21 protein-coding genes and 1 pseudogene are annotated in these 22,969 nt (G+C 50.1%); 9 read left to right on the plus strand and 13 right to left on the minus strand.

What is annotated here, in order from left to right; all coding sequences use genetic code 11:
- Positions 1 to 4 precede the first annotated feature (4 nt).
- Positions 5 to 807, minus strand: a pseudogene (locus AT746_RS15235) (PAS domain-containing protein); the annotation flags it as partial.
- 59 nt (positions 808 to 866) lie between these two features.
- Here AT746_RS15235 and cyoE point away from each other — a divergent pair.
- Positions 867 to 1,802 (plus strand): heme o synthase, encoded by a 936-nt coding sequence (gene cyoE / locus AT746_RS15240; RefSeq protein WP_231730948.1) that lies wholly within the window; start codon positions 867 to 869, stop codon positions 1,800 to 1,802.
- Between the two features lie 159 nt (positions 1,803 to 1,961).
- On the plus strand, positions 1,962 to 2,519 hold the full coding sequence (locus AT746_RS15245) for a hypothetical protein (RefSeq protein WP_062481900.1): 558 nt from the start codon (positions 1,962 to 1,964) through the stop codon (positions 2,517 to 2,519).
- Positions 2,520 to 2,640: 121 nt separating this feature from the next.
- On the opposite strand, the gene AT746_RS15250 is transcribed toward AT746_RS15245, so the two are convergent.
- Together AT746_RS15250 and acnA are read right to left on the minus strand one after the other, a co-directional pair.
- Positions 2,641 to 3,156: a TlpA family protein disulfide reductase gene (locus tag AT746_RS15250; RefSeq protein ID WP_062481903.1), complete on the minus strand. Its 516-nt coding sequence runs from the start codon at positions 3,154 to 3,156 to the stop codon at positions 2,641 to 2,643.
- Between the two features lie 391 nt (positions 3,157 to 3,547).
- Positions 3,548 to 6,268 carry an aconitate hydratase AcnA gene (gene acnA, locus AT746_RS15255; protein WP_062481906.1) on the minus strand — a complete coding sequence of 907 codons (2,721 nt, stop codon included), beginning with the start codon at positions 6,266 to 6,268 and terminating at the stop codon, positions 3,548 to 3,550.
- Between the two features lie 295 nt (positions 6,269 to 6,563).
- Here acnA and AT746_RS15260 point away from each other — a divergent pair, with 295 nt between their 5' ends.
- Positions 6,564 to 7,925: a class II fumarate hydratase gene (locus AT746_RS15260; RefSeq protein ID WP_062481909.1), complete on the plus strand. Its 1,362-nt coding sequence runs from the start codon at positions 6,564 to 6,566 to the stop codon at positions 7,923 to 7,925.
- 6 nt (positions 7,926 to 7,931) lie between these two features.
- On the opposite strand, the gene AT746_RS15265 is transcribed toward AT746_RS15260, so the two are convergent.
- From AT746_RS15265 to phoB, 4 genes are read right to left on the minus strand one after another with little or no spacing between them, the layout of a single operon-like run.
- The gene (locus AT746_RS15265) at positions 7,932 to 8,735 is read right to left on the minus strand and encodes a prolyl hydroxylase family protein (protein ID WP_197414274.1); all 804 of its coding nucleotides are present in this window, start codon (positions 8,733 to 8,735) and stop codon (positions 7,932 to 7,934) included.
- A 27-nt stretch (positions 8,736 to 8,762) separates the two neighbouring features.
- Positions 8,763 to 9,698: a PstS family phosphate ABC transporter substrate-binding protein gene (locus AT746_RS15270; protein ID WP_062481912.1), complete on the minus strand. Its 936-nt coding sequence runs from the start codon at positions 9,696 to 9,698 to the stop codon at positions 8,763 to 8,765.
- Positions 9,685 to 11,004: a phosphate regulon sensor histidine kinase PhoR gene (gene phoR, locus AT746_RS15275; protein ID WP_062481915.1), complete on the minus strand. Its 1,320-nt coding sequence runs from the start codon at positions 11,002 to 11,004 to the stop codon at positions 9,685 to 9,687. The genes AT746_RS15270 and phoR overlap by 14 nt, the downstream gene beginning before the upstream one ends.
- A 9-nt stretch (positions 11,005 to 11,013) precedes the next feature.
- On the minus strand, positions 11,014 to 11,703 hold the full coding sequence (phoB, locus tag AT746_RS15280; protein ID WP_062481918.1) for a phosphate regulon transcriptional regulator PhoB: 690 nt from the start codon (positions 11,701 to 11,703) through the stop codon (positions 11,014 to 11,016).
- 224 nt (positions 11,704 to 11,927) lie between these two features.
- Between phoB and AT746_RS15285 the strand changes: the two genes are divergently transcribed.
- Both AT746_RS15285 and rdgC read left to right on the plus strand, forming a co-directional pair.
- Positions 11,928 to 13,661, plus strand: a complete 1,734-nt coding sequence (locus tag AT746_RS15285) for a sensor histidine kinase (protein WP_062481921.1) — start codon at positions 11,928 to 11,930, stop codon at positions 13,659 to 13,661.
- Between the two features lie 110 nt (positions 13,662 to 13,771).
- Positions 13,772 to 14,674 (plus strand): recombination-associated protein RdgC, encoded by a 903-nt coding sequence (gene rdgC, locus AT746_RS15290; protein ID WP_062481924.1) that lies wholly within the window; start codon positions 13,772 to 13,774, stop codon positions 14,672 to 14,674.
- Between the two features lie 68 nt (positions 14,675 to 14,742).
- Here the strand turns inward: rdgC and AT746_RS15295 are convergent, their stop codons facing one another.
- The gene (locus AT746_RS15295; RefSeq protein WP_062481927.1) at positions 14,743 to 15,579 is read right to left on the minus strand and encodes an HDOD domain-containing protein; all 837 of its coding nucleotides are present in this window, start codon (positions 15,577 to 15,579) and stop codon (positions 14,743 to 14,745) included.
- 314 nt (positions 15,580 to 15,893) lie between these two features.
- On the opposite strand from AT746_RS15295, the gene AT746_RS15300 reads away from it, so the two are divergent.
- Positions 15,894 to 17,480 carry a dipeptidyl-peptidase 3 family protein gene (locus AT746_RS15300; protein ID WP_231730949.1) on the plus strand — a complete coding sequence of 529 codons (1,587 nt, stop codon included), beginning with the start codon at positions 15,894 to 15,896 and terminating at the stop codon, positions 17,478 to 17,480.
- A 340-nt stretch (positions 17,481 to 17,820) separates the two neighbouring features.
- Here the strand turns inward: AT746_RS15300 and AT746_RS15305 are convergent, their stop codons facing one another.
- Genes AT746_RS15305 through folB form a run of 4 tightly spaced genes read right to left on the minus strand, consistent with a single transcriptional unit; the run spans position 17,821 to position 19,863 of the window.
- On the minus strand, positions 17,821 to 18,186 hold the full coding sequence (locus AT746_RS15305; RefSeq protein ID WP_062481933.1) for a histidine triad nucleotide-binding protein: 366 nt from the start codon (positions 18,184 to 18,186) through the stop codon (positions 17,821 to 17,823).
- A gap of 32 nt (positions 18,187 to 18,218) precedes the next feature.
- On the minus strand, positions 18,219 to 19,019 hold the full coding sequence (locus AT746_RS15310) for an undecaprenyl-diphosphate phosphatase (protein WP_062481936.1): 801 nt from the start codon (positions 19,017 to 19,019) through the stop codon (positions 18,219 to 18,221).
- A complete protein-coding gene (gene folK, locus AT746_RS15315; RefSeq protein ID WP_062481938.1) occupies positions 19,016 to 19,510 on the minus strand; it encodes a 2-amino-4-hydroxy-6-hydroxymethyldihydropteridine diphosphokinase in 495 nt (164 codons plus the stop codon). The genes AT746_RS15310 and folK overlap by 4 nt, the downstream gene beginning before the upstream one ends.
- Entirely contained in the window at positions 19,510 to 19,863 is a 354-nt protein-coding gene (gene folB, locus AT746_RS15320; protein WP_062481941.1) for a dihydroneopterin aldolase, read from the minus strand. Before folB ends, folK begins: the two co-directional genes overlap by 1 nt.
- Positions 19,864 to 20,039: 176 nt before the next feature.
- On the opposite strand from folB, the gene plsY reads away from it, so the two are divergent.
- Positions 20,040 to 20,642 (plus strand): glycerol-3-phosphate 1-O-acyltransferase PlsY, encoded by a 603-nt coding sequence (gene plsY / locus AT746_RS15325; RefSeq protein ID WP_062481945.1) that lies wholly within the window; start codon positions 20,040 to 20,042, stop codon positions 20,640 to 20,642.
- A 337-nt stretch (positions 20,643 to 20,979) separates the two neighbouring features.
- Here plsY and tsaD read toward each other — a convergent pair whose 3' ends face one another.
- Positions 20,980 to 21,993: a tRNA (adenosine(37)-N6)-threonylcarbamoyltransferase complex transferase subunit TsaD gene (tsaD, locus tag AT746_RS15330; protein ID WP_062481948.1), complete on the minus strand. Its 1,014-nt coding sequence runs from the start codon at positions 21,991 to 21,993 to the stop codon at positions 20,980 to 20,982.
- 179 nt (positions 21,994 to 22,172) lie between these two features.
- Here tsaD and rpsU point away from each other — a divergent pair, with 179 nt between their 5' ends.
- Complete coding sequence (rpsU, locus tag AT746_RS15335) at positions 22,173 to 22,388, plus strand: 30S ribosomal protein S21 (RefSeq protein WP_062481949.1); 216 nt, start codon at positions 22,173 to 22,175, stop codon at positions 22,386 to 22,388.
- A gap of 118 nt (positions 22,389 to 22,506) precedes the next feature.
- Positions 22,507 to 22,950 (plus strand): GatB/YqeY domain-containing protein, encoded by a 444-nt coding sequence (locus AT746_RS15340; protein WP_062481952.1) that lies wholly within the window; start codon positions 22,507 to 22,509, stop codon positions 22,948 to 22,950.
- Positions 22,951 to 22,969: the final 19 nt, after the last annotated feature.

Raw genomic sequence — 22,969 nt, forward strand, 5'->3', positions numbered from 1 at the left:
GTGGCCCCTTGTCACTTTTTGCTTCACCGACACTCAGGTGCAGAGGGAAAGTGCTGCCGTCCTTACGCATGGCTTTAACGTCCCGGCCAATGCCGATAACTTTTGGTTGTTGTGAGCGCAGATACTCTTTATATAACCGTCATGGCGATAGGCTTGTCTGGCTGGCATCAGCATCTTTACATTCCTGCCCAGTACCTCATCACGGCGATAACCAAACAAGTGTTCCGCACCGCTGTTAAAAGCCAGGATCTGGCCCTGTTCGTCAATACAGATAATGCCGTCTACAGCAGCATCGAACAGCGCTTCCTGCAACGAAGACAGTTGTTGCTGTGATTCGAGTGCTGCACGGTAATCACTGAGATCATGACAGATACCAATAAAAATGCTTTGCCCGTCAATCTCTGTCTCACCCACCGATAAATGCAAAGGAAACTCAATGCCATCCTTGCGTTTACCCTGAACATCCCGCCCTTTGCCTATAATTGCCGCCTTACCGGTACGCTGATATTCCCGCAGATAGTCATCATGACGAACCGCCTCGGTTTCTGGCATGAGTATATTGAGGTTGGCTCCTGTGGCTTCCTCTGCGCTGTAACCAAACAGAGATTCTGCGGAAGGGGAAAAATACAGTATCCTGCCTTTTGCATCACTGATAATGATGGCATCGACTGCGGCAGAGACTATTGCTTGCTGAATGGGATCGAGTTTTAACAATGCGGTTGTCAAGGCGCCTCCTTGTGAACTGTGATGTATGGCGGCCAAATTGCCGTGCAACTTATCACAGGATTCCATAGCTATGGATGGCATACGACCATAGTGATAAATAACAAGATAGCAGACATAATTTGCTCTGACTGCCTATACTGATGAGAAAAGCACAACGCATCTTCGCCCCTATGCAACAAACTCAGGCACTAACCAAACAATCACTCCCCGAGTTAGCTGACCTTATGCGGCTGTATCTGCAGTTGGGTAAGTTCCGGCTTTCGATGATGGTCACCTTCACCACTTTGGTTGGCTACCTGTTAAACGCTGACGGAAATATATATTCCGGCGCTGTCACCTTATTGCTCTGCGGGACATCATCTATCGCCATGGGCGCAAACGGACTCAATCAGTGGTGGGAGCAGGAACGCGATGCGCTGATGCTGAGAACCCGCACCCGACCTTTGCCAAGCGGCAAGCTGTCTTCGACTCATGCGTTAACTGTGTGTCTGTTCTGGAGTGTGGCCGGTTTTATGCTGCTTCTGCAGCTAAACCTGCTTACCGCTTTACTGGCGGCTTTTGTGTGGTTCAGTTACCTGTTTCTGTATACACCACTGAAAACCCGTTCCGCTCTGGCTATTCTTGCCGGCGCCATCACCGGTGCCCTGCCACCGGTAATGGGGTGGACGGCAGCATCAGGAGAGGTTGGGCTTGCAGCCTGGGCGCTGGGTTGCATATTGTACATCTGGCAAATTCCCCACTTCCTGGCGCTGGCCGCTTTATACCAGCAGGACTATCACCGGGGTGGTTACAGAATGCTGCCGGACAACCCTGAACATGACCACGCCACCCGCAGCATCATCGTGGTTTTTTCTGCCGCCTTACTGGTTATCAGCCTGTTAGCACCGGCCTTAGGTCTGGGAGGAATGATATTCTTTGTCTGCGCACTGGCAGGCGGTGGCTGGTTGCTGATACAGGCGCTTCAGCTCCTGCGGGAATTCAGCAGACCCCGGGCGCGCAAACTCTTTGTCGCCACCATTCTCTACCTGCCGATCATAATGTGCGCACTGCTATTGGACTTATTGTTTAAAAGTTAATCTATATACTATGTTCAGACGTATAGATTTTAACATTTGCAAGTAATCACTTTCCTGACAAGCCTTTTTTAGTAGCTTTGTCAAATTATGACTATACTTGCTTTTGTTAACGATATTTTTACATTTCACTCTGTCTGCTGACAGATGAAGGAGCATAGTATGTTACGTCACTATTATATCAGCGATGATCTGGACGACCTCGAAGCCATTGAAAATGAGCTTGAGTCAAAAGGCTTCAGTAAACCTCAGATTCATGTTCTGAGTGAAAAAGACGCCGAAGTAGAAAAACATCATCTGCACGCCATAGAGGCAGTACTGAAACAGGATGTGGTCCACTCCACCGAAATTGGCGCGGTATTTGGTGCCATCGGAGCAGCCATCATCCTCGCGGTGGCCTATTTTCTGGGCTGGACAGAAACCGCCGCTGGCTGGTTACCCTTTGTTTTTCTGGCCGTTGTGGTGCTGGGTTTTTGTACCTGGGAAGGCGGTTTAATCGGCATTCAGGTGCCTAACTATCAGTTTAAACGCTTTCAGAAGCTACTTAAACAAGGTAAACATGTGCTTTTTGTGGATCTCGACGCCGAGCAGGAAGCCATCGTTAATGAAGTGGTTAAGCACCACCCCAGGCTCAAACATGCCGGTACCGGTGAGGCGACTCCCGGTTGGGTGGTCAAAGGCCAGGATAAGTTCCAGCGCTTTATGAAAACTATGCCCTGAGCGTTTGTCAGATTATAAAAAAAAGCCGGTCAGCATCAACAGACCGGCTTTTTTATGCCTGAATAGTAAGTAAATGACATCACCAGATTGAGCTGCGCAAACACGCTATTAATAGGTCCCTTTATGGGTCTATCAGGATTGTTTCCCATTGGCTAGAATCGAGATAATAGCTGCTCTCCACTATATTTGTTTCATTATCGAGCATCACTATGTAAGGCACCGCTCTGTTTTCATTGCCAAAATAGCGCCTCTGCAGGGCCATAGTACCTTCACTTGCGAGCCAAACCTTTCCTGAAAAGCCAGTCTTATCTAACATCCCAACAATACCCTCCAAGTCTCCATCCAAGGCAACAGTAAGCAGATCGATTTGTAAGGTGTTATTCTGGGAAGTTTCCTGAAGCATAGCGAGGGTTTTATAACAAGGGCGACACCAGGAAGCAAAAAAATATATCACCGTGGCGTTGCCTTCCAACTCATCAAACGAGCGGGTATCTCCATTAAGATCGGTCAACTCGACTCTTTGAATCGGATTGCCCACGACGGATGAAAATGAGGGAGCGAAAAAACCCAAATAATGTGCTCCAAACAGCGTGACAATCAACAAAAAAATCAACACGCCTACTATCCATTTTCTCAAATCAAGCCCCAGAGCCTCGTCGATACATATAAGGTTTTATCTACGGAAGAGCTCCGCGATTAACTGCTAAATACTACCTTGCTCTGGATTTTTAGCATTTTTATGGCGTCTGCACCACCACTGTCTGATTGTTTGCCAGTTGGAAAAGTAGCAGCGTTAACATTGAGACTATCGGTGAACCAGGCCTTTGGAAAGCCGTGGCGGATTTATCTGCGACGACCTTATGAGAAAAGGGACTTCGAAGATAAGCGTACAGGGACGTATTCACAGCGTGTCTGCGCGAGGCAACCCGCCACGGCTTTTAAACCACCCAAGAAATCCCATATCTCATAAACCGGAGATAGCCAGCTCAAAGGATTGATTTCCCCTCTGAGCTGGCGTCGTATGAAGGTTAACTCTCCTGTTGCGCCAGTTTGCGCAGTACAAAGTGCAGAATGCCGCCATGCTGGTAATACTGGAACTCATTCGGCGTATCGATACGAACCCTGGCTTCAAAGCGGACTTCGTCGCCATTGGCTTTTTTGGCCGTTACGGTCACGCGCTTAGTGTTTTTGTCTACTGCCGGCACAGTGAAATATTCACTGCCATCCAGCTCCAGTGAGTCAGCACTCTGGCCGTCAACAAATTCCAGCGGCAGTATGCCCATTCCCACTAAGTTTGAACGGTGAATACGTTCATAACTCTGGGCAATGACCAGTTTTACACCCAGTAATGCCGGGCCTTTGGCGGCCCAGTCGCGGGAGGAACCTGTGCCGTATTCCTTGCCTGCCAGCACCACCAGAGCCGTACCCTGTTGTTTGTACTTCATGGCGGCGGCATAAATAGACATTTGCTTATCATCCGGGAAGTAATGGGTGGCACTGCCTTCTGTACCCGGTGCCAGCAGGTTTTGCAGGCGCACATTGGCAAAGGTGCCTCGCATCATCACTTCATGGTTACCACGGCGCGAACCATAGGAGTTAAAGTCCTTAGGCTCTACGCCCTGTTGTTGCAGATATTCGCCAGCCGGGCTGTCTGGCTTAATGGCACCGGCAGGAGAAATATGGTCGGTGGTAATACTGTTACCAACCCTGACCAGACAACGGGCATCTTTTATCTCCGGTACTGCATCAGGCTCAGCCCTGAGGCCTTCAAAGAAAGGCGGCTTGCGCACATAACTGGAATCGGGCCACTGATAACGATCGGATTTATCCACATCCAGATTTCGCCAGCTGGCATCCCCCTCAAACACATCGGCATAACGATCGGTAAAGTCTTTCGCATGGATATTGGCATGAATACTTTGCTGAATTTCTTCGCTGCTGGGCCAGATATCCTTAAGATAAATATCGTTACCTTTGGCATCCTGGCCCAGTGGCTCATTGTAAAAATCGATATTCATACTACCGGCAAGGGCATAGGCCACCACCAGTGGTGGCGAAGCCAGATAGTTGGTACGTACATCCTGATGAATACGCCCTTCGAAGTTGCGGTTACCGGAAAGTACCGAAGAAACCAGCAGATTGGCCTCTTTTACCGCTGCACCTATGGGTTCAGGCAGTGGACCGGCATTGCCGATACAGGTGGTACAGCCATAGCCAACCAGATAAAAGCCCAGGGCTTCGAGATCATCCATCAATCCGGCTTGTTGAAGATAGCCGGTTACCACCTGAGAGCCGGGTGCCAGGCTGGTTTTAACCCAGGGCTTGGTTTTCAGCCCCAGCTCCCGGGCGTTTCTCGCCAGCAAGCCTGCCGCCATCAATACAGCAGGATTGGAGGTATTGGTACAACTGGTTATGGCTGCAATAACCACATCGCCATGGGTAAGATTAAAGGTTTCACCACGATAACTGACCTCAACCTTGCCCGCTTCGCTGGCATCTTCATGGCCGACGGCGGTGCTGCCCCCTTCATCCTCAAATTTGGCGATGAGCTGTTGCTGCTTTTCCTGATGTTCGGTCACCAGTTTGGCAAATTCCACTTTAGTATCAGTAAGGTTAATTCTGTCCTGCGGTCGCTTAGGCCCGGCAATAGAGGGCACAAGAGAAGACAGATCCAGCTCCAGCAAATCGGAATACTCTGCTTCCGGGGTATTCTCATCATGCCACATGCCCATTTTCTGCATATAGCTGCGCACCAGCTCAACCTGTTCATCACTGCGGCCGGTCAGGCGCATATAGTTAAGGGTTTCTTCATCAACAGGGAAAATGCCGCAGGTAGCACCGTATTCAGGTGCCATATTGGCGATGGTGGCCCGATCTGCAAGGCTGAGCTGACTCAGGCCCGGACCGAAAAACTCGACAAATTTACCTACCACACCGAGTTTGCGTAACTGCTCTGTTACTGTCAGTACCAGATCCGTGGCGGTAATGCCTTCCGGCATGGCGCCGCTGAGTTTTACGCCAACCACCTGCGGGATCAGCATGCTGATGGGCTGACCTAACATCGCCGCTTCCGCTTCGATACCGCCAACGCCCCAGCCCAGAATACCGAGGCCATTAATCATAGTGGTATGAGAATCTGTACCTACCAGCGTATCGGGATAGAGTACACCGTCTCTTTCAAAGGTCACTCTGGCCAGGTATTCCAGATTTACCTGGTGCACGATGCCGGTGCCGGGTGGCACCACGCGGAAATTATCAAAGGCCTGCTGACCCCAGCGCAGAAACTGGTAGCGCTCTTTATTGCGCTGCATTTCTATCTCTGTGTTTCGGGTGAAAGAATCAGCCGCACCATATTCATCCACCATCACCGAGTGGTCAATTACCAGCTCCACCGGCGACAATGGGTTAATTTTATCAGCCTGCTTGCCAAGATCCTGCATGGCGTCACGCATGGCAGCCAGATCCACAATAGCCGGTACACCAGTAAAGTCCTGCAACAGCACCCGCGCCGGAACAAAAGCAATTTCTTTATCCGGTTCGGCTTTTGGCTGCCAGTTCACCAGCGCCTCGATATCCTCATCAGTAACAAAGTCCTGATCGGCGTGGCGAAGCATGTTCTCCAGCAGAATTTTCAGGCTGTAAGGCAACCGCCCAGGGCTGAACTTGTCAGACAGCGCATTGAAAGGGTAATACCGATATGACTGCCCCTGATGCTCTAGCGTTGCCGGTTTTGCGTAAGCTGATGACATATTGTCTCCTTGGTTCCATGGTGAACTGTTACTCTGAGTATAGTCATAGTAGAGCGCCATACAGTTTAAATAAACAACACCAGCGAGAGTTCAAAACACGTGCAGGCAAGGCAATTTTTTGAAGGTTTAGTGGGCCTAAATCAAAAAAATTTGCCGCCGGATGCGCGCTTTTTCAGGCAGCTCTGATGTTCGTTTTTTAAACTATATGGCACTCTATCATGTACTAGACTTATGACCGAGTACTTGTGTATGAGATTAGGATAAATCACGATAATTCAAGCAATAGGGAGTCTATATGCAAAAATACCGAACTGAAAAAGACAGCCTGGGGGAGATCAACGTACCCGCCGACGCCCTCTATCAGGCCCAGACCCAAAGGGCTCTGAATAATTTTCAGATCAGTGGCCACACCTTTGCTCAGAGTTTTTACGCCGCCCTGGCGCAGATAAAGCTGGCCGCCGCTCTGGCCAATCAGAAATCCGGGAAATTAACCAGTACTCAGGCTGAAGCTATCCGCCACGCGGCGTCATCAGTTATCGCAGGGGAGCATTCCAGCCAGTTCAGGGTAGATATCTTTCAGACCGGCTCAGGTACCAGCACCAATATGAATATGAACGAAGTGCTGGCCACCCTTGCCAGTCGCCACGCCGGGGAGCCTGTTCATGCCAATGATCATGTTAATTGCAGCCAGAGCAGTAATGATGTGATCCCTTCGGCGCTGCAGCTTAGCGCCGCCAGTGAACTGCATGAGAAATTACTGCCTGCAGTCACCCGGATGCTGCATAGCATTACCGATAAAACCCATCAGGTTGGCGGCATCGTAAAAACCGGACGTACTCATCTTATGGATGCCCTGCCTCTGACCATGACCCAGGAGCTCGAATGCTGGCATTTCCAGCTACAGGAAAACCATACTGCTTTACAAAGCAGCATAACCGAACTCTGTGCTCTGCCTATCGGCGGTACCGCCATAGGCACTGGCCTTAACTGTCCGGCCGGTTTTGACACGCAAGTCTGTGAACATCTCAGCGAGGCGACCGGGTTGCCTGTGACCGCCTGTGCCAACAAGTTCTCCCGTATTGCCAGTCAGGATGTGTCAGTGCGTCTGAGCGGGAAATTAAATGCTCTGGCCGTCACCTTGATGAAAATTTGCAATGACTTACGCTGGATGAATTCCGGTCCTTTATCGGGACTGGCAGAGATCCGACTTGAATCCCTGCAACCTGGTTCGTCAATTATGCCCGGTAAAGTTAACCCTGTGATCCCCGAGGCGATTGCGATGGTGTGTGCAAAAGTCATGGGACTGCATCAGACGGTCAGTATCGCCGGTCAGTCCGGTAATTTTCAGTTGAACGTCATGCTGCCGCTGATTGCTGACGCCTTGCTGGAAAGCCTTAGCCTGCTCAGTCAAAGTCAGTGGGCACTGGCCGGGTGTATCGAAAGCTTTGAGGTCAACACCGAACAACTACAGCAAGCACTGGAGAAAAATCCGATTCTGGTCACCGCTCTGAACGAAAAAATAGGTTACGAGCAAGCCGCAAAGATTGCCAAGCTGGCCTATCAGCAGGGCAAGCCCATTCTAGAGGTTGCTATGGAGCATACCGAACTGAATGAAGACGAACTTAAAACCCTGCTGGATCCGAAGAAAATGACCTGACCAGTATTAATAGGGCCTGTCCCGGTACCATTTAGTGATCACATGCTTAACACCGACAGTGATCTTATGGGCATGGTGCAGAGTCTGAGGATTAACACTGCCATCTGTCAGCAAATTGTTCCAGATTAGCGCCATGCCGGTTACCGGCCTGAAGGTTTTGTCCAGACGCACAAACTCGGTCTCTCCCCCTTCACAATCCTGGTTCAGATAAATCATAAAGGTCCAGCTTCGCTGCCCGCGACGGCCGCCATGGTGCTCATACTCCACAGAGCCCGGCTCAAAATAGTCCGTATGGGCTTTAAACTCCTGTCCGGGCTGGTAACGCTGAGCCTGTATCGGCTCGCCCCAGGCCGGGTCAATACCCATCGCCCCGGCAATGCGCTGATTGACAATGCCCACCAGCGGATGGTCACGGCGCTCCAGATCGGCGCTGCTGGATGTGCGAAAGGCTTTATCGGCTGTTGGTGAAGCCAGTTCCGATGGCCGCACTTTGGCGTCGGTAAGCGCAACCAGCTGTTCACACTCGTCACCATCAAGAAACTGTGGCCAGCAATATAGCTGTGTTGGCTGCACAGCTTGTATCTGCGGGCCTGCTTCGAGTCGGGTCAGCGCAATCCGGCTCAGCTGTTGATAGAAATCAGCATCCCATTGCCAGCTGAAATCTTTACTGAGATTATTGCCCAGCAATCGTCTACAGGGTTCAAAAGCAAACCCCTTGTCGAGCATAATCTGCAGAATCCTGTCAGCGTCCACACCCTGCATCAGATTCTGTAGCACCCAGTTTTTCCACTGCTGCGGGATACTCTGCATTCTATAGCTATCCATCCGGATAAAGGTTTACTCAATCATTCTCAGCTGCTGACCTTTAAGGCGATGAGGGATGGGAATAAAACCATCGCGACTGACCAGGTCCTGCCCCTGTGAAGACAGCACAAAGCGCAGGAACTCCTGCACCAGAGGCGGCAGGGGCTGTTCAGGCTGCTTGTTTACCACGATATATAAAAACCGTGACAACGGGTATTCACCACTGGCGATCTTTTCCATGCTCGGCTCTACATACTGCATGCCATCCCGGGCCACAGGCAGAGCCCGCACACCGGCTGTCTTGTAACCAAAACCCGCATAGCCCAGGGCACCATCAGAATAGGCTACAGACTGCACCACTGAGGCCGACCCTGGCTGCTCATTGACGGTTTTCAGAAAATCCCCCTGACACAAGGCTTTTTCCTTGAACAATCCATAGGTGCCGGACACCGAGTTACGACTGAAAAGCTTAATTCTTTTACCTTGCCATTCCCCCTCAAGCCCTACCTGATGCCAGAATCGCAATGGCTGTGGCCCGCCACAAAATCGGGTAGCAGAAAAGATGCTGTCTATCTGCTGCAGGTTCAGCCCCTGCACCGGATTGTGCAGATCCACAAACAGAGCGATGGCATCCACCGCCACAATCAGTACCGTGGGCTGATAACCATGGGTTTTGCTGAAATAGGCGATTTCACTCTCTTTAAGCTGACGACTCATGGGGCCGATATTAGCGGTGCCTTCGGTCAGTGCTGCCGGCGCGGTAGACGAACCGGATGCCTGGATCTGGAAGGTCACATGAGGATAAATACGCTTAAATTCTTCTGCCCAGAAGGTCATCAGATTGCCCAGCGTATCTGAGCCCACCGAAGTGATATTACCGGCCACACCCGGCTTTTTACTGTAATCTTCAGCCACCGCTGCAGGCAGTGTAAAAAACAGGATAAATACCAGCAAACTACGCAGAAGCATCACTTTTCACCACTGTCAGTTCAGTTGAGAAGCGAAACGAGAAGCGGCTGCCCTTGCCCACTTCGCTGGCAATTTCGAGCCTGGAATTGTGGTGGGTCAGTACATGCTTAACGATAGCCAGACCCAATCCGGAGCCACCGGTTTTACGGGAGCGGGCCTTGTCCACCCGATAGAACCTTTCTGTCAGTCGGGAAAGGTGCTTTTCCGCAATCCCTTCGCCGTTATCCTGTACAAAAAATTCTGCGCACTTGCCCACCAGCTGCCAGCCCACCAGAATATCTCCCTTGGCTGGCGTGTAATGAACCGCATTGAAAATCAGGTTAGAAAAGGCGCTGCGTAATTCGGTTTCAATACCAAAGACCTGCAGATTCTTTTCAACCTCAAAGCGGATGTTGTGGCCCTTGACTTTATTCAGGGCCCCGGCCTCACTTTCAATGGCACTAAGCATTTGCGGTACATCCACCATCTTCTCATACACCCTCTCGGCACTGGCTTCGATACGGGAGAGGATCAACAACTGTTCAATCAGATTCTGCATGCGACGACTCTGGGATGTCATCTCGGCAAAGGCCTTTTGCATAAATTCCGCAGGGTAGTCGGCTTCATCGGTATTGAACATCTCAAGATAACCGTTCAGCACTGTCAGTGGCGTACGTAGTTCATGAGACACATTGGCGACAAAATCCTTGCGCATCTCTTCCAGTTGGGTCACCCGGGTGACATCTCTGGCAACCAGTAACAGGTGTTTGTCGCCATAAGGCATAATCCGGTATTCGAGGATCTTGTCAATATTGGTGGGCGAAGTGATCTCAATCGGATGGTTAAATTTACCCTGATGAAAAAACTCAATAAATTGTGGATGACGGATCAGATTATCGATACGTCTGCCGGCGTCTTCCGGCCAGCTTAACCCCAGCTCGATACGGGCCAGGCGGTTACACCAGGCTATACAGGCATTGGCATCGACCACCACTGCCGCATCAGGCAAGGCTTCAGCCCCTTCCCGGAAACGTTTGACCAGATTGCCCAGTTCTTTGCGTTTATTACGGTTACGGCGCTGTAAGTAATAGATCCCCTCATAAATATGCTCCCACACGCCCCGGGTCTTAGGCGGGGTCATCTTCTTACTGTGCCACAACCAGCGATTCAGCCGGTACAGGTTCCAGTAATGCATCAGCAGCAGTAACAAAGCCCCGACAGCGATAGCTTCGGTCAACACATCGAAATACAGCCCTATTACGCAAACCAGCGTAAAATAAAGGGCCAGTCTGCCGAGGGTTTTAAGCCATGAAAAAGGATAATACATTCAGGTCCGTCAGACTTTGGTGGAAAACCGGTACCCGGCACCACGTACTGTCTGGATCATATCGTCATGCTGGTGACGGGAAATCGCCTTACGCAGACGCCTGATATGCACATCCACTGTTCGGTCTTCTACGTACACATTAGTGCCCCATACGTTGTCCAGCAACTGCTCGCGGCTATACACCCGCTCGCTGTGAGTCATAAAAAAGTGCAACAACTTGAATTCAGTCGGCCCCATGTCCAGGGGCTCTTCATTGGCGGTTACCCGGTGAGAAACCGGATCCAGCATTAATCCATTGTACTCAATAGGCTCATCACCGGAAGTGGGCGTTACCCGGCGAATGACCGCCTTGATTCTGGCCACCAGTTCCTTGGGTGAAAAAGGCTTAGTGACGTAATCATCGGCACCGGCTTCCAGGCCTCTGACTTTATCGTCTTCTTCTCCCCTTGCAGTGAGCATAATAATGGGGATTTCCCGGGTATGCTCATGTTGCTTAAGTTTCTTCGCCAGTTGCACGCCACTGCCGCCCGGTAACATCCAGTCGAGCAGGATTAAATCCGGATATGGCTCCCTGACCATATCCTGAGCAATGTCATAGTCCTGAGCTTCCATCACCTCAAATCCCGACTGCTCAAGCACAAACTTGATCATTTCACGGATGGGTGTCTCATCCTCCACCACTAATATTTTCTTCGACATACGGGTTACCTTTCTCATATAGACGCCCGCATTATTATTAGGATCTGTGACACTTTTATTAAACTCACCCGTTGATTGCTAAAATCGTCACCGCTCAATCTGTATTAAGCTGTTGTGAGACATCATAATTTCAGCAGCGGCTAATTGCCAGCTAGTCTTGTTTAATACAAGGTTTGCGCATATTCTTGACCTATTACAGGGTTCGGGAATCGGGGACAGTATTAATGTCAAAGGTTAAAACAGGGTTGTCAAAAAAGCTTTTGACTCGTGTGCTCTCTGTTTATTTTGTGCTGACACTGATCGTTACCGTAGGACAGATTTTTACCGAATATCTGAACGCCAAAAGCCATATCGAAAGTGAACTGCAAACCCTGAAAAATACCTTCAGCACCAGCCTGACCCGGGCAATCTGGGAGCTCAATACACCCCAGGCAAAATCTATCGCCGAAGGATTAATGGAGCTGCCCATCGTCGACGGCGTACAGATCCGGGATGAGAATGCCAATTATATTTCCGATATCGGCCGCACCAGCAGTCAGCCCATGGAGCCTGTTACCACCGGGGTTATGCGCGATCATCCGGGCGGTACCTTCGGTTACAGCTTCCCGTTAATCTTTGAATTTTCAGGACGCACCTCTCAGGTGGGTGATGTCACCCTGTATTCAAGCTTCGAGATTATTTTCGGACGCATTGAAGTGGGTATTTTCTTTCTTATCGGCAATGCCTTTATTAAAACCGCCTTTCTGATCTTCCTGTTTTTAAATGCATTTCGCCGCATGCTGACTGAACCCTTGTCTGAACTGACCGAGCAAATCAGTCACTTTGATACCAGTCGCCTTGAGCAATCCAAGCTGCACGTGCGCCTTGAAGATGAAAATGAACTAAAGGTGCTTCAGGATGCATACAATCATCTGATCGATGATCTTATCCACTTCCAGGACAGGCTGAATCAGACCCAGCAGGAACTGCGGGACGCTAACCAGAAACTTGATGAACAGAATATCTCGCTGGAACAGGAAGTGGCCCGTAAGACGGCCTCTCTGAGTAAGATCATGCTGGATCTGGAACAACAAAAAGATGAACTGCTGCATAACCAGAAAGAACTTCGCAGTGAAAATGAAAGCCGCCGCAAAATAGAAGAAGAACTGCGCAAACGTAACGATGAACTGGCAGAGTCAATGCAAACCCTGCAGATGGCCAAAGACCAATTGGTAGAATCGGAGCGGATGGCATCCCTGGGTGGATTGGTGGCAGGTATTGCCCACGATGTAAATACACCACTGGGAGTGGGCGTCACTGCTGCAAGCTTCCTGGAAGAGCGGCTTAAAGGTCTTCAGCAGGCTTTTGACGACAAAACCCTGACCTCCAAGACCATGGCCAGCTTCCTTAACGAAGGACAGCAAACGGCTACCCTGCTACTGACCAATCTAAACAGAGCCTCAGAGCTGATCGCCAGTTTCAAACAAGTAGCCGTGGATCAGACCAGTGAAGCGGAACGGGATGTGGATTTAAAGGAATACATCCAGGAAATCATCCAGTCGCTTGCACCTAATTTCAAAAAGACCCGCCACAAGATTGAACTGAACTGCCCTGAAGGGCTTGAGGTGCGCTGTGCACCGGGTGTTATCGCCCAGATCATTACTAATATGATTATGAACTCATTGATCCATGGCTTTGAGAATAAAAATGCCGGCACTATCAGGATCAATGTCAGTGAACAGGATGGCGAGATCATGATCGACTATCAGGACGATGGTAAAGGGTTGCCACCTCAGTTACTGAACAAGTTATTTGAAGCCTTTTTCACTACCCGCCGGGGTCGCGGAGGCAGTGGCCTGGGCACACATATCATGTATAACCTGGTGACCCAGACCCTCAAAGGTCAGATCCAGGCCAGTTCAGAAGAAGGCAAGGGCCTGCGCTATCAGATCCAGTTTCCTGCAAAACGTGAAGATTAATACCAATCGGATTAATGATACCGCAATGATTTAATCACATTGGTCTGATGCCATAGACGCAAGGTCATGGTACCCTTCGCGCCCTGTTAGCTTATCCAATAATGCCGAGTATGTGGTTCAAAAATCTTAAAGTTTATACCCTCACCCAAACCTTAAACATTTCTGCAGAAGAGCTCGAAGATCAGCTGGCTCAAAGCAGTTTCCGCCCTTGTGGCAACCAGGACATGGCGAGCATGGGCTGGGCTCCGCCCTTTAAACAGGGCTCCAGCCTTGTCCATGCCGGTGACGGAAAGTTACTCATAAGCCTGAAGAAACAAGAGAGAATACTGCCTGCGGCTGTGGTCAATGCTGAGCTTGAAGAGCGGGTAGAGAAGATCGAACAGGAAACCGGCAGTCCGGTGGGTAAAAAAACCAAGCAGGATCTGAAACAGGAAATCATTCACCAGTTGCTGCCCAAGTCCTTCACCCGGGACAGTTACACCCTGGGTTTTATCAGCTTAAAAGATAACCTGGTGATCGTGGATGCAGCCAATGACGGCAAAGCGGAAGCGTTTCTGGCGCATCTGCGCAAATCTATAGGTTCACTGCCTGTTGTGCCCCTGGCCAGACGCAGTATCAGCGCCGACCTTACCGACTGGCTGAAAAATGATTCTCTGCCTGAAGATATTACCTTACTGGAAGAGGCCGAGTTCAAATCTCCCGATGAAGACGGTGCCATTATAAAATGTAAACATCAGGCGCTGGATGCCGAAGAAGTTCAGCTGCACTTGTCTTCCGGCAAACTGGTTCAGAAGCTTGCCATAGAATGGGATGAAACCCTCAGCACCCTGCTACAGGAAGATTTCAGTATCAAAAGACTGAAGTTCTCCGATGTCATCAGGGAGCAAAATGAGGATATTCCGAAAGACCAGCAACTGGCCCGGCTGGATGCTGATTTCTGTTTGATGGCGGCAGAAGCTGTACGCCTGGTCAAAGCGCTGGATCAGGCGCTGAAACTGTCAGAGCAGGACTAGCCCTTGTGCAGTCAGTCATCCACAGTGTGGATGGCTGACTGTAATTGCTTCGCCACCAGAAAATGGGATCAATCAAATACGCTTCTGGCGCTGGCCCGTCTGTTGATGAACTCTTCAGACTCAAGCAGACTGAGATCTTCAATCAGCCCCTTGCGCTGACTTAAATTCAATACCGCGTCTTTGAGGCTGTCCATCTGCCCGCTGACCACGACACCAAGGCGGACAAAATCCAGATATGATACCTGAGCCGTCTGATATTCAAGATTTCGCCAGTTCTCTGTCAGTTCGATCAGTTCATCGTTAAAGCTCCAGGCCCTCAATATCACGCCTCCAATCCGCCCGGAAAGCTTCTCCACCGCCACATTCAGAAATGTGGGATTAGCAAACACATCATCATGGCGCTCTGCCTCGGTAAATATCGGCAGCACACCGATGTTATGCACCAGTGCCGCCAGGGTCATGCTGTCCATATTCAGCTTGCTCTGCTTATTTTCTTTTTTGTAGAGTTGCAGCAACGCGATAGCACTTGCCACCACATCCACCGTACACTCCCACACCCGGTTAATGTGTTCACGCACTATCTCATTTTTTGATACGAAAAGTTGCTCCATGGCGAGAGCCGTGGCGGTGTTCTTAATCTGTCTGAGACCGATTCTGGTTACCGCCTGGTTCAGGCTTTCTACTTTAACCGAGCGGCTCAGATAGGCGCTGTTGGCAATACGCATCATGCGGGCACTGAGGGCAGGATCCTGGCCAAGCACCTCAGCCATCTTCTGCAGACTGACATCCGGATCATCGGCTGCCCGACGCACTTTCAATGCAATAGCCGGGAGGGTAGGTAAAACCAGCGTATCATTATTGATTTTTTCTACCAGGATGGTCAGCAACGCATTTTCAGTAGACATATCAGGGCCTTAAACAGGTGAAAATAAGCTATGAATATCAGCATAAGTAGCTGCGACTATACAGGATAATTCTGAATCCTGGCTATTATTCAATGTCTTGCAAGACTGAGCATAGCAAATTATCAATAATACGTATTTGCGCTATCATGCTGGTACTATTAATCGCCATAACCGCTACTTATACCGATTGGTATTGGCTAAACAACAATATAAAAAGGCAGCTTATGAGACTACCACATTATGCTTTTACAACATTGCTTGCTTTGACATTGGTTGCTGGCTGCTCTGAGCCTGCAACAGAGCAGACAAACGAAATGTCACAGCAAAAAGATCATATTCAACAGACATTGCTGATTGATGAGTCGAGACTGGATATTTACCATCCGGTGAGCCTCACTGCCGATCTGTCTTCTTTAACGGATAACCAGCGTGAAATGCTCGGGGTACTGATTGATGCCTCAGAAATTATGGATGACTTGTTCTGGCAACAGGCCTTTGATGGCGACAAGCAAGAATTTCTGTCCTCTATTCAGGATGAGAAAATAAGACAGTTTGCCGATATCAATTATGGTCCCTGGGACAGATTGAATGCAGATAAGCCCTTTCTTGCTGGTTTTGAGGAAAAATCTGCCGGTGCAGAGTTTTATCCAAAGGATATGACCAAAGCCGAGTTTGAAGAGGCTGATTTTACCGACAAGACCGGTCTGTATTCCATGGTGGTCAGGGATGAATCCGGTACTCTGGCCAGCATTCCTTATTCTGAGTATTTTAAGGACTCCCTGACGCAGGCCGCAGCTCTTCTGCGCCAGGCGGCAGATCTTGCCGAACACCAGCCTTTTGCTGACTATCTGAGACTGCGGGCCGATGCACTGCTGACTGATGAATATCAGCCGTCAGATATGGCCTGGATGGAGATGAAATCCAACCCTGTTGAACTGGTCTACGGCCCTATAGAAACCTATGAAGATCAGTTGTTTGGCTATCGGGCTGCTTTCGAATCTTATGTACTGCTTAAAGATCTCGCCTGGAGCGAAAGGCTCGCCCGTTACGCCGGATTTTTACCTGAATTACAGCAGGGGTTGCCGGTTGAGGATGCCTACAAGCAGGAAATGCCCGGCGCCAATGCAGACCTTAACGCCTATGATGTACTCTATTACGCCGGTCATTCCAATGCCGGCAGTAAGACCATTGCCATCAACCTGCCCAATGACGAGGAAGTTCAGTTACAAAAAGGCACCCGCCGACTGCAACTGAAAAATGCCATGCGCGCCAAGTTTGATCATATCCTGCTACCCATCGCCGAGATTTTGATCACGCCGGTGCAGCGCAAACATATTACCTTTGATGCCTTTTTCGCTAACACCATGTTCCATGAAGTCGCCCATGGCCTCGGCATTAAAAACACTCTCAATGACAAAGGCACGGTGCGCCAGGCCCTTAAGGAACACGCCTCGGCCTTAGAAGAAGGCAAGGCCGATGTGCTGGGCCTGTATATGGTCAGCCAGTTACTGGAAAAAGGTGAAATCACGGAAGGGACGCTGGAAGATTATTACGTCACCTTTATGGCCGGAATATTCCGCTCTGTGCGCTTTGGTGCTTCCAGCGCCCATGGTAAGGCGAATATGATCCGCTTTAATTTCTTCAATGAATTTGGCGCCTTCAGTCGTGATGAAAATGGCTTTTACCAGGTCAATATGGACAAGATGCAGGAAGCGGTGGATGCCTTATCTGAATTGATCCTGACCCTGCAGGGTGACGGGGATTACGAGGGTGTGGATAAGCTGGTGCAGGAAAAAGGCCTGATTAAAACCCAGCTGGCAGAGGATCTGGCCCGCTTAACTCAGGCTGAGATCCCGGTAGATATCACCTTCAAGCAGGGTAAAGCCGTACTGGGACTGTAATCGTCGATTCACGAAAGACCAATTCACCACAGAGGCACGGAGAACACAGAGATGAGAAAACAGTTTTAAACCTCTGTGTTCTCTGTGCCTCAGTGGTTAATTACAAATCAGCAGGTCACAATTTCGTGAGTTTAGTGTTTTTCGTGGTCCAAAGGCCTTTAACCACGAAGGACGCGAAGAGCACGAAGACGGCAACAGAAGAACACCTTAAAACCTCTGTGTCTCAGCGCCTCTGCGAGATCGAATTTTTCCTGTGATTTAGTAGCCCGTTATGTAGCTCAGCACAATCCGGGGCATCCCCGCAATACGCTGCGCTCCTTGCGGGCTACGCCTGACAGCTTTAAGGGGTTTTCAGGGTCTCCTGATACGGAGGCCAGCCCATGGGTTTACCGGCCAGTACGTGCAGATGCAGATGATAAACGGTCTGGCCGCCATAAGGATTGCAGTTCATCACCGCTCTGTAACCTTCTTCGGCAAAGCCCATCTGTTTTGCCAGTTTGGCAGCCACCAGATACAAGTGCCCGACCACTTCGCGGTCTTCTTCCTCAATATCGTTGATGGTGGCAATAGGCTTTTTAGGGATCACCAGAAAATGCACCGGTGCCTGCGGATTAATATCAGCAAAAGCCAGCGCCTGTTCATCTTCATACAGTATATCTGCCGGAATTTCCCTGTTAATAATCTTACTGAATAAGGTGTCGCTCATATCCCAATCCTCTTTTACAAAACCCGTCAGCCTCAGAGTAACACAAAGCCTAATAAAACCAGACCCAGCGCCAGGCGGTAAATCACAAAGGGCAACATCCCCAGACGCCCAATCCAGGTCAGAAACAGACTGATACAGATATAAGCGCTGAAAAAGGAAAATACCACGCCGTAAAACATGGCCTGCCAGTCCACCTGTGTCTGAGCTTCAAGCAAGTCCAGCGTCACCAGTAAACCCGCTCCGAGTATAGTGGGAATAGACAACAAAAATGAAAAGCGCGCGGCACTTTGCCTGTCCAATCCGGCCATCAAACCCGCGGTCATAGTAATGCCTGAACGTGAGGTGCCAGGGATAATTGCTAAAGCCTGCGCCAGGCCCACAAACAGCGCACTTTTCCAGGTCAGCTGGTAAATATGTTTATTCTGCTTCGCTTTTACATCGGCATACCAGAGCAATAAGCCAAAAACCAGGGTAGTAATGGCTATAACCAGCGCAGAACGGGCATAGGTTTCTATCAGTCCTTTGGCCAGAAAACCCGCAATGACGGCGGGAATGGTGGCCATAATGACCCACCAGGCCAGGCGGCTGTTATCAGTCTGCCTGCCACTGATCAAAGAACCGGTCCAGGCAACGATCATCGAAGCGATATCGCGACGAAAATAAATTATCACTGCCAGCAAACTGCCGAGGTGTACTGCCACATCGAACGCCAGCCCCTGATTTTTCCAGCCAAGCAAAGCCGAGGGCAGTATCAGGTGAGCAGAACTGGATATAGGCAGAAATTCGGTGATGCCCTGGATCAGGGCCAGGATAATAATTTCAATCAGGCTCATTCGGGAGTCCAGCTAAAAGGGATTGTCCATAGTTGTTGTTTGTTTTTATCAAAATCCTGCCATAACTGCGCATAGGATTGTTGTACCAGCGGGTGTCGCCGTTCCGGAGCTATTTCTGCCAGCGGCCAGAGTACAAAAGCATTGTAGAGAATTTCTCCACGGGGTAATTGCACCAGTTCGTCAGTGACAAGGTCATCATAAAGCAACAAGTCCAGATCCAGAGTCCGCGGTGAGAATTTCTTGCCCCCTCGCACCCTGCCGTTGTCGGCTTCGATCTGTTTTAGTAAATGAGCGACCTCGGGCATGGTTTTGGTAGTGATGGCACCAATCACCATGTTATAAAACGGCTTACCATCGAAACCCACAGCTTCACTTTCAAAAAGACTGGATAGCTGCAATTCACCAAAACTCTGATGCAAGGCCTGTAAACCCGCGCGGGTATGTTTTTCCCTGTCAACATTACTGCCAAGACTGATATAAATCTGTGCCATCAGCCTTTTCGCCTGCTGATTCGGATCGCCACATTTTCAGCATCAGGCAGAATATCAGGCTTACTCAGCTTAAGGGTCGCCCCCTGCAGTGCAAACTCTGCAAACAGGGCATCGAGCATGGCACCGGCGAGAGCTTCGAGTAAGAAAAATTCACTGTTCAGGGCAACCTGCTTGAGTGTCTCTGCCACCCTGGCATAGTCGATAGTGTCGCTGACATCGTCGGAGGCAACAGCCGGGGCGAGATCCACTTCCAGTACCAGATCCACCAGCAAGGGGCGTCGGGCGGTTCTCTCCCAGTCGTATACACCTATCAGAGACTGGACCTGCAGCCCCTCTATTATCACGTTATCCATTCAGCACTCGGTTCAGACATCGGGCCTGTTAGTAGTAGATCCATCACAGGGTTGGTGACATTCTCAGTCCTGGGCAAGACAATGCGTTACAATGCTCAGGACGCGGCAAATTCTAAGCCATGCAACAGTAAAGGGAAACCGCCGCGCCCAGGTTTTTTATTCATGGAATAGTCACAATGACAGCACTGACGCTTTTAATGATGGTTCTCGCTTACCTGGCCGGCTCAGTATCCAGCGCCGTGTTAGTGAGCCGGTTGTTCGGCTTGCCCGATCCCCGCACCCAGGGCTCGGGCAACCCCGGGGCGACCAACGTTTATCGGTTGGGTGGACGTATTGCCGCCTTCCTGACCCTGTTTCTGGATGTGCTTAAAGGCACTATTCCGGTCTGGATCAGCTATTTTCTGGGCATCGAAGCCATCTTCCTCGGACTGGTGGCCATCGCCGCCTGCCTCGGACATATTTTCCCGCTGTACTTTGGTTTTAAGGGCGGTAAAGGGGTATCTACGGCACTGGGTGCCATGCTGCCTATAGGCCTGGACTTGTCCGGACTGTTGATTATCACCTGGATTGTCACTGTATTTATCAGCGGCTATTCATCACTGGCCGCCCTGATTACAGTCAGTCTGGCTCCGTTGTATACCTGGTTTATCAAGCCTCAGTATACCCTTGCGGTGGCAATGTTATCGCTGTTGATCATCCTTCGTCACCGCGGCAATATTATCCGTCTGCTCAAAGGCAAAGAAAGCCGCATCTGGGATAAAGGCAAAGCCAACGAATAGAGAAGAAAAGTTATCAGCCCTCAGTTATCAGTGGTCAGCAACAGCGTCTTCAGCAAGACAGGGGCAGTTTTGGTTTCTGCTGAAGACTGATCACTCTTTTACTTTGCGCCTTAGCGAGATCTTCAACTTATTTTCCATTTATCTCGCAGAGTCGCAGAGGACGCAGAGATTCAGGTGACTTTCCATCTTCGTTTTCTCCGCGCTCTCGGCGACTCTGCGGTGAAAATCTCTGTTTGCTTGTGCCTTTACTACGGACAGTCATGCCCGAGCGCTTTTGTCGGGCATCCAGTAACTTTGAGAAGCCATAAAAGTGGCTAATTATCTATGCGGATTAGTATTAAACTGCGGGCAGGGATTCCAGTGGCCAGCGTGGTTTGGCCCGAGCATCCAGTCCTTCGTGCTGACCGGCCAACAGCCTTTGCATACCGGCGTAGGCAATCATCGCGCCATTATCGGTGCAAAATTCCGCCCGCGGATAAAATACCTCCCCCTTTAGTTTCTTCATCATCAACTCAAGTTTGTGACGCAACGACTGGTTAGCGCTGACGCCACCGGCGATCACCAGACGATGCAGGCCTGTCTGTTCCAGTGCGCGACGACATTTTATCGCCAGAGTCTCGACTACTGCAGTTTCAAATGCCAACGCGATATCTGCTTTGGTTTGCTCGTCATCACCCTGATCACGAATGGTATTGGCAGCAAAAGTTTTCAGACCACTGAAACTGAAATCCAGTCCGGGTCTGTCTGTCATCGGCCGCGGAAAACGAAAGCGATCGGGCGTACCTTGCTGCGCCAGTTTCGCCAGTAAAGGACCGCCCGGATAGTCCAGCCCTAACAGCTTGGCGGTCTTGTCAAATGCCTCTCCGGCGGCATCATCCACCGACTCACCAAGCATTTCATAGCGCCCAATCCCCTTCACATTCACCAGCATGGTATGGCCACCAGAGACTAACAGGGCCACGAACGGAAATGCCGGTGCCGGCTCATCCAGCATAGGCGCCAGCAGATGCCCTTCCATATGATGCACCCCTACTGCTGGCACTCCCCAGGCATAGGCCAGACTGCGGCCAACGGATGAACCCACTAACAGTGCCCCCACCAGTCCGGGCCCCTGAGTAAAAGCCACACCGTCAATCTGACTGGCATCGGTGTCCGCATCCTGCATGGCTTTTTGCACCAGTGGAACAACCTTGCGGACATGATCCCTTGAAGCCAGCTCAGGCACCACTCCGCCATAATCGGCATGCAGTTTTACCTGGCTGTACAATTCATGAGACAATAACCCTGACTTATCATCGTATATGGCAATGCCGGTTTCATCACAGGACGTTTCAATACCCAGTATTCGCATGCGTTGCACTCGTGGTTCAAGATGGCCGGATCTTACCCCCGACAGAGAAATTTCTCCATCTAAAAGCCATACGGGACTTTACATTAGCCGCGGATATGATTAAAATTCCGCACCATTTTTAACCATGCCGGTTAATTTTCGAGCTGGTAATAAGCATTTATTTTTGAGGTGAGATTTTAATGCCAATTGTTAAAGTTAAAGAAAACGAGCCGTTTGATGTTGCTCTGCGCCGTTTCAAGCGTTCATGTGAAAAGGCAGGAGTATTGTCAGAGGTTCGCCGTCGTGAATTTTTCGAGAAGCCGACCTGGGAACGCAAGCGCAAGAAAGCCGCTGCTAAAAAGCGTCACCTGAAAAAACTGGCTCGCGAAAACGCACGTCGCATCAAGCTTTACTAAGATCTCACAAAAGGGCGCGGCATCGCGCCTTTTTTCTGCTCTGTGATAATACGTTGTCAACACGCTGAACACCCTGATATGTGCTGATAACACAGTGTAAACAAGTGAATCCTTTGCAATGAGTTTGATAGATACCCTGAAAGACAATCAGAAGCAGGCGATGCGGGACAAGGACAAGTTGCGCCTTGGTACCATTCGTATGGCCCTGGCTGAGATTAAGCAACGGGAAATTGACGGCCGCACTGAACTGAATGAGAGTGATGTCATTGCTATTCTGACCAAAATGGTTAAGCAGCGCAAAGATGCTCAGCAACAGTTTGAACAGGCAGGTCGTCAGGATCTGGCCGAAAAGGAAGCCGCAGAAGTGGTTATCCTGCAGGACTTTCTGCCGCAACCTCTTTCCCCGGCAGAGCTCGACGAGCTTATCGCACAGGCGATGAGTGAAACCGGTGCTGCCGGAATGCAGGATATGGGCAAAGTCATGGGCTGGCTCAAGCCTAAGGTCCAGGGCCGCACTGACATGGGCCAGTTAAGCGGTCTGATTAAGTCCCGTCTGAACTGAGCCTTGCACCAGAATGACA

This window comes from Lacimicrobium alkaliphilum (assembly GCF_001466725.1).
GTDB lineage: Bacteria > Pseudomonadota > Gammaproteobacteria > Enterobacterales > Alteromonadaceae > Lacimicrobium > Lacimicrobium alkaliphilum_B.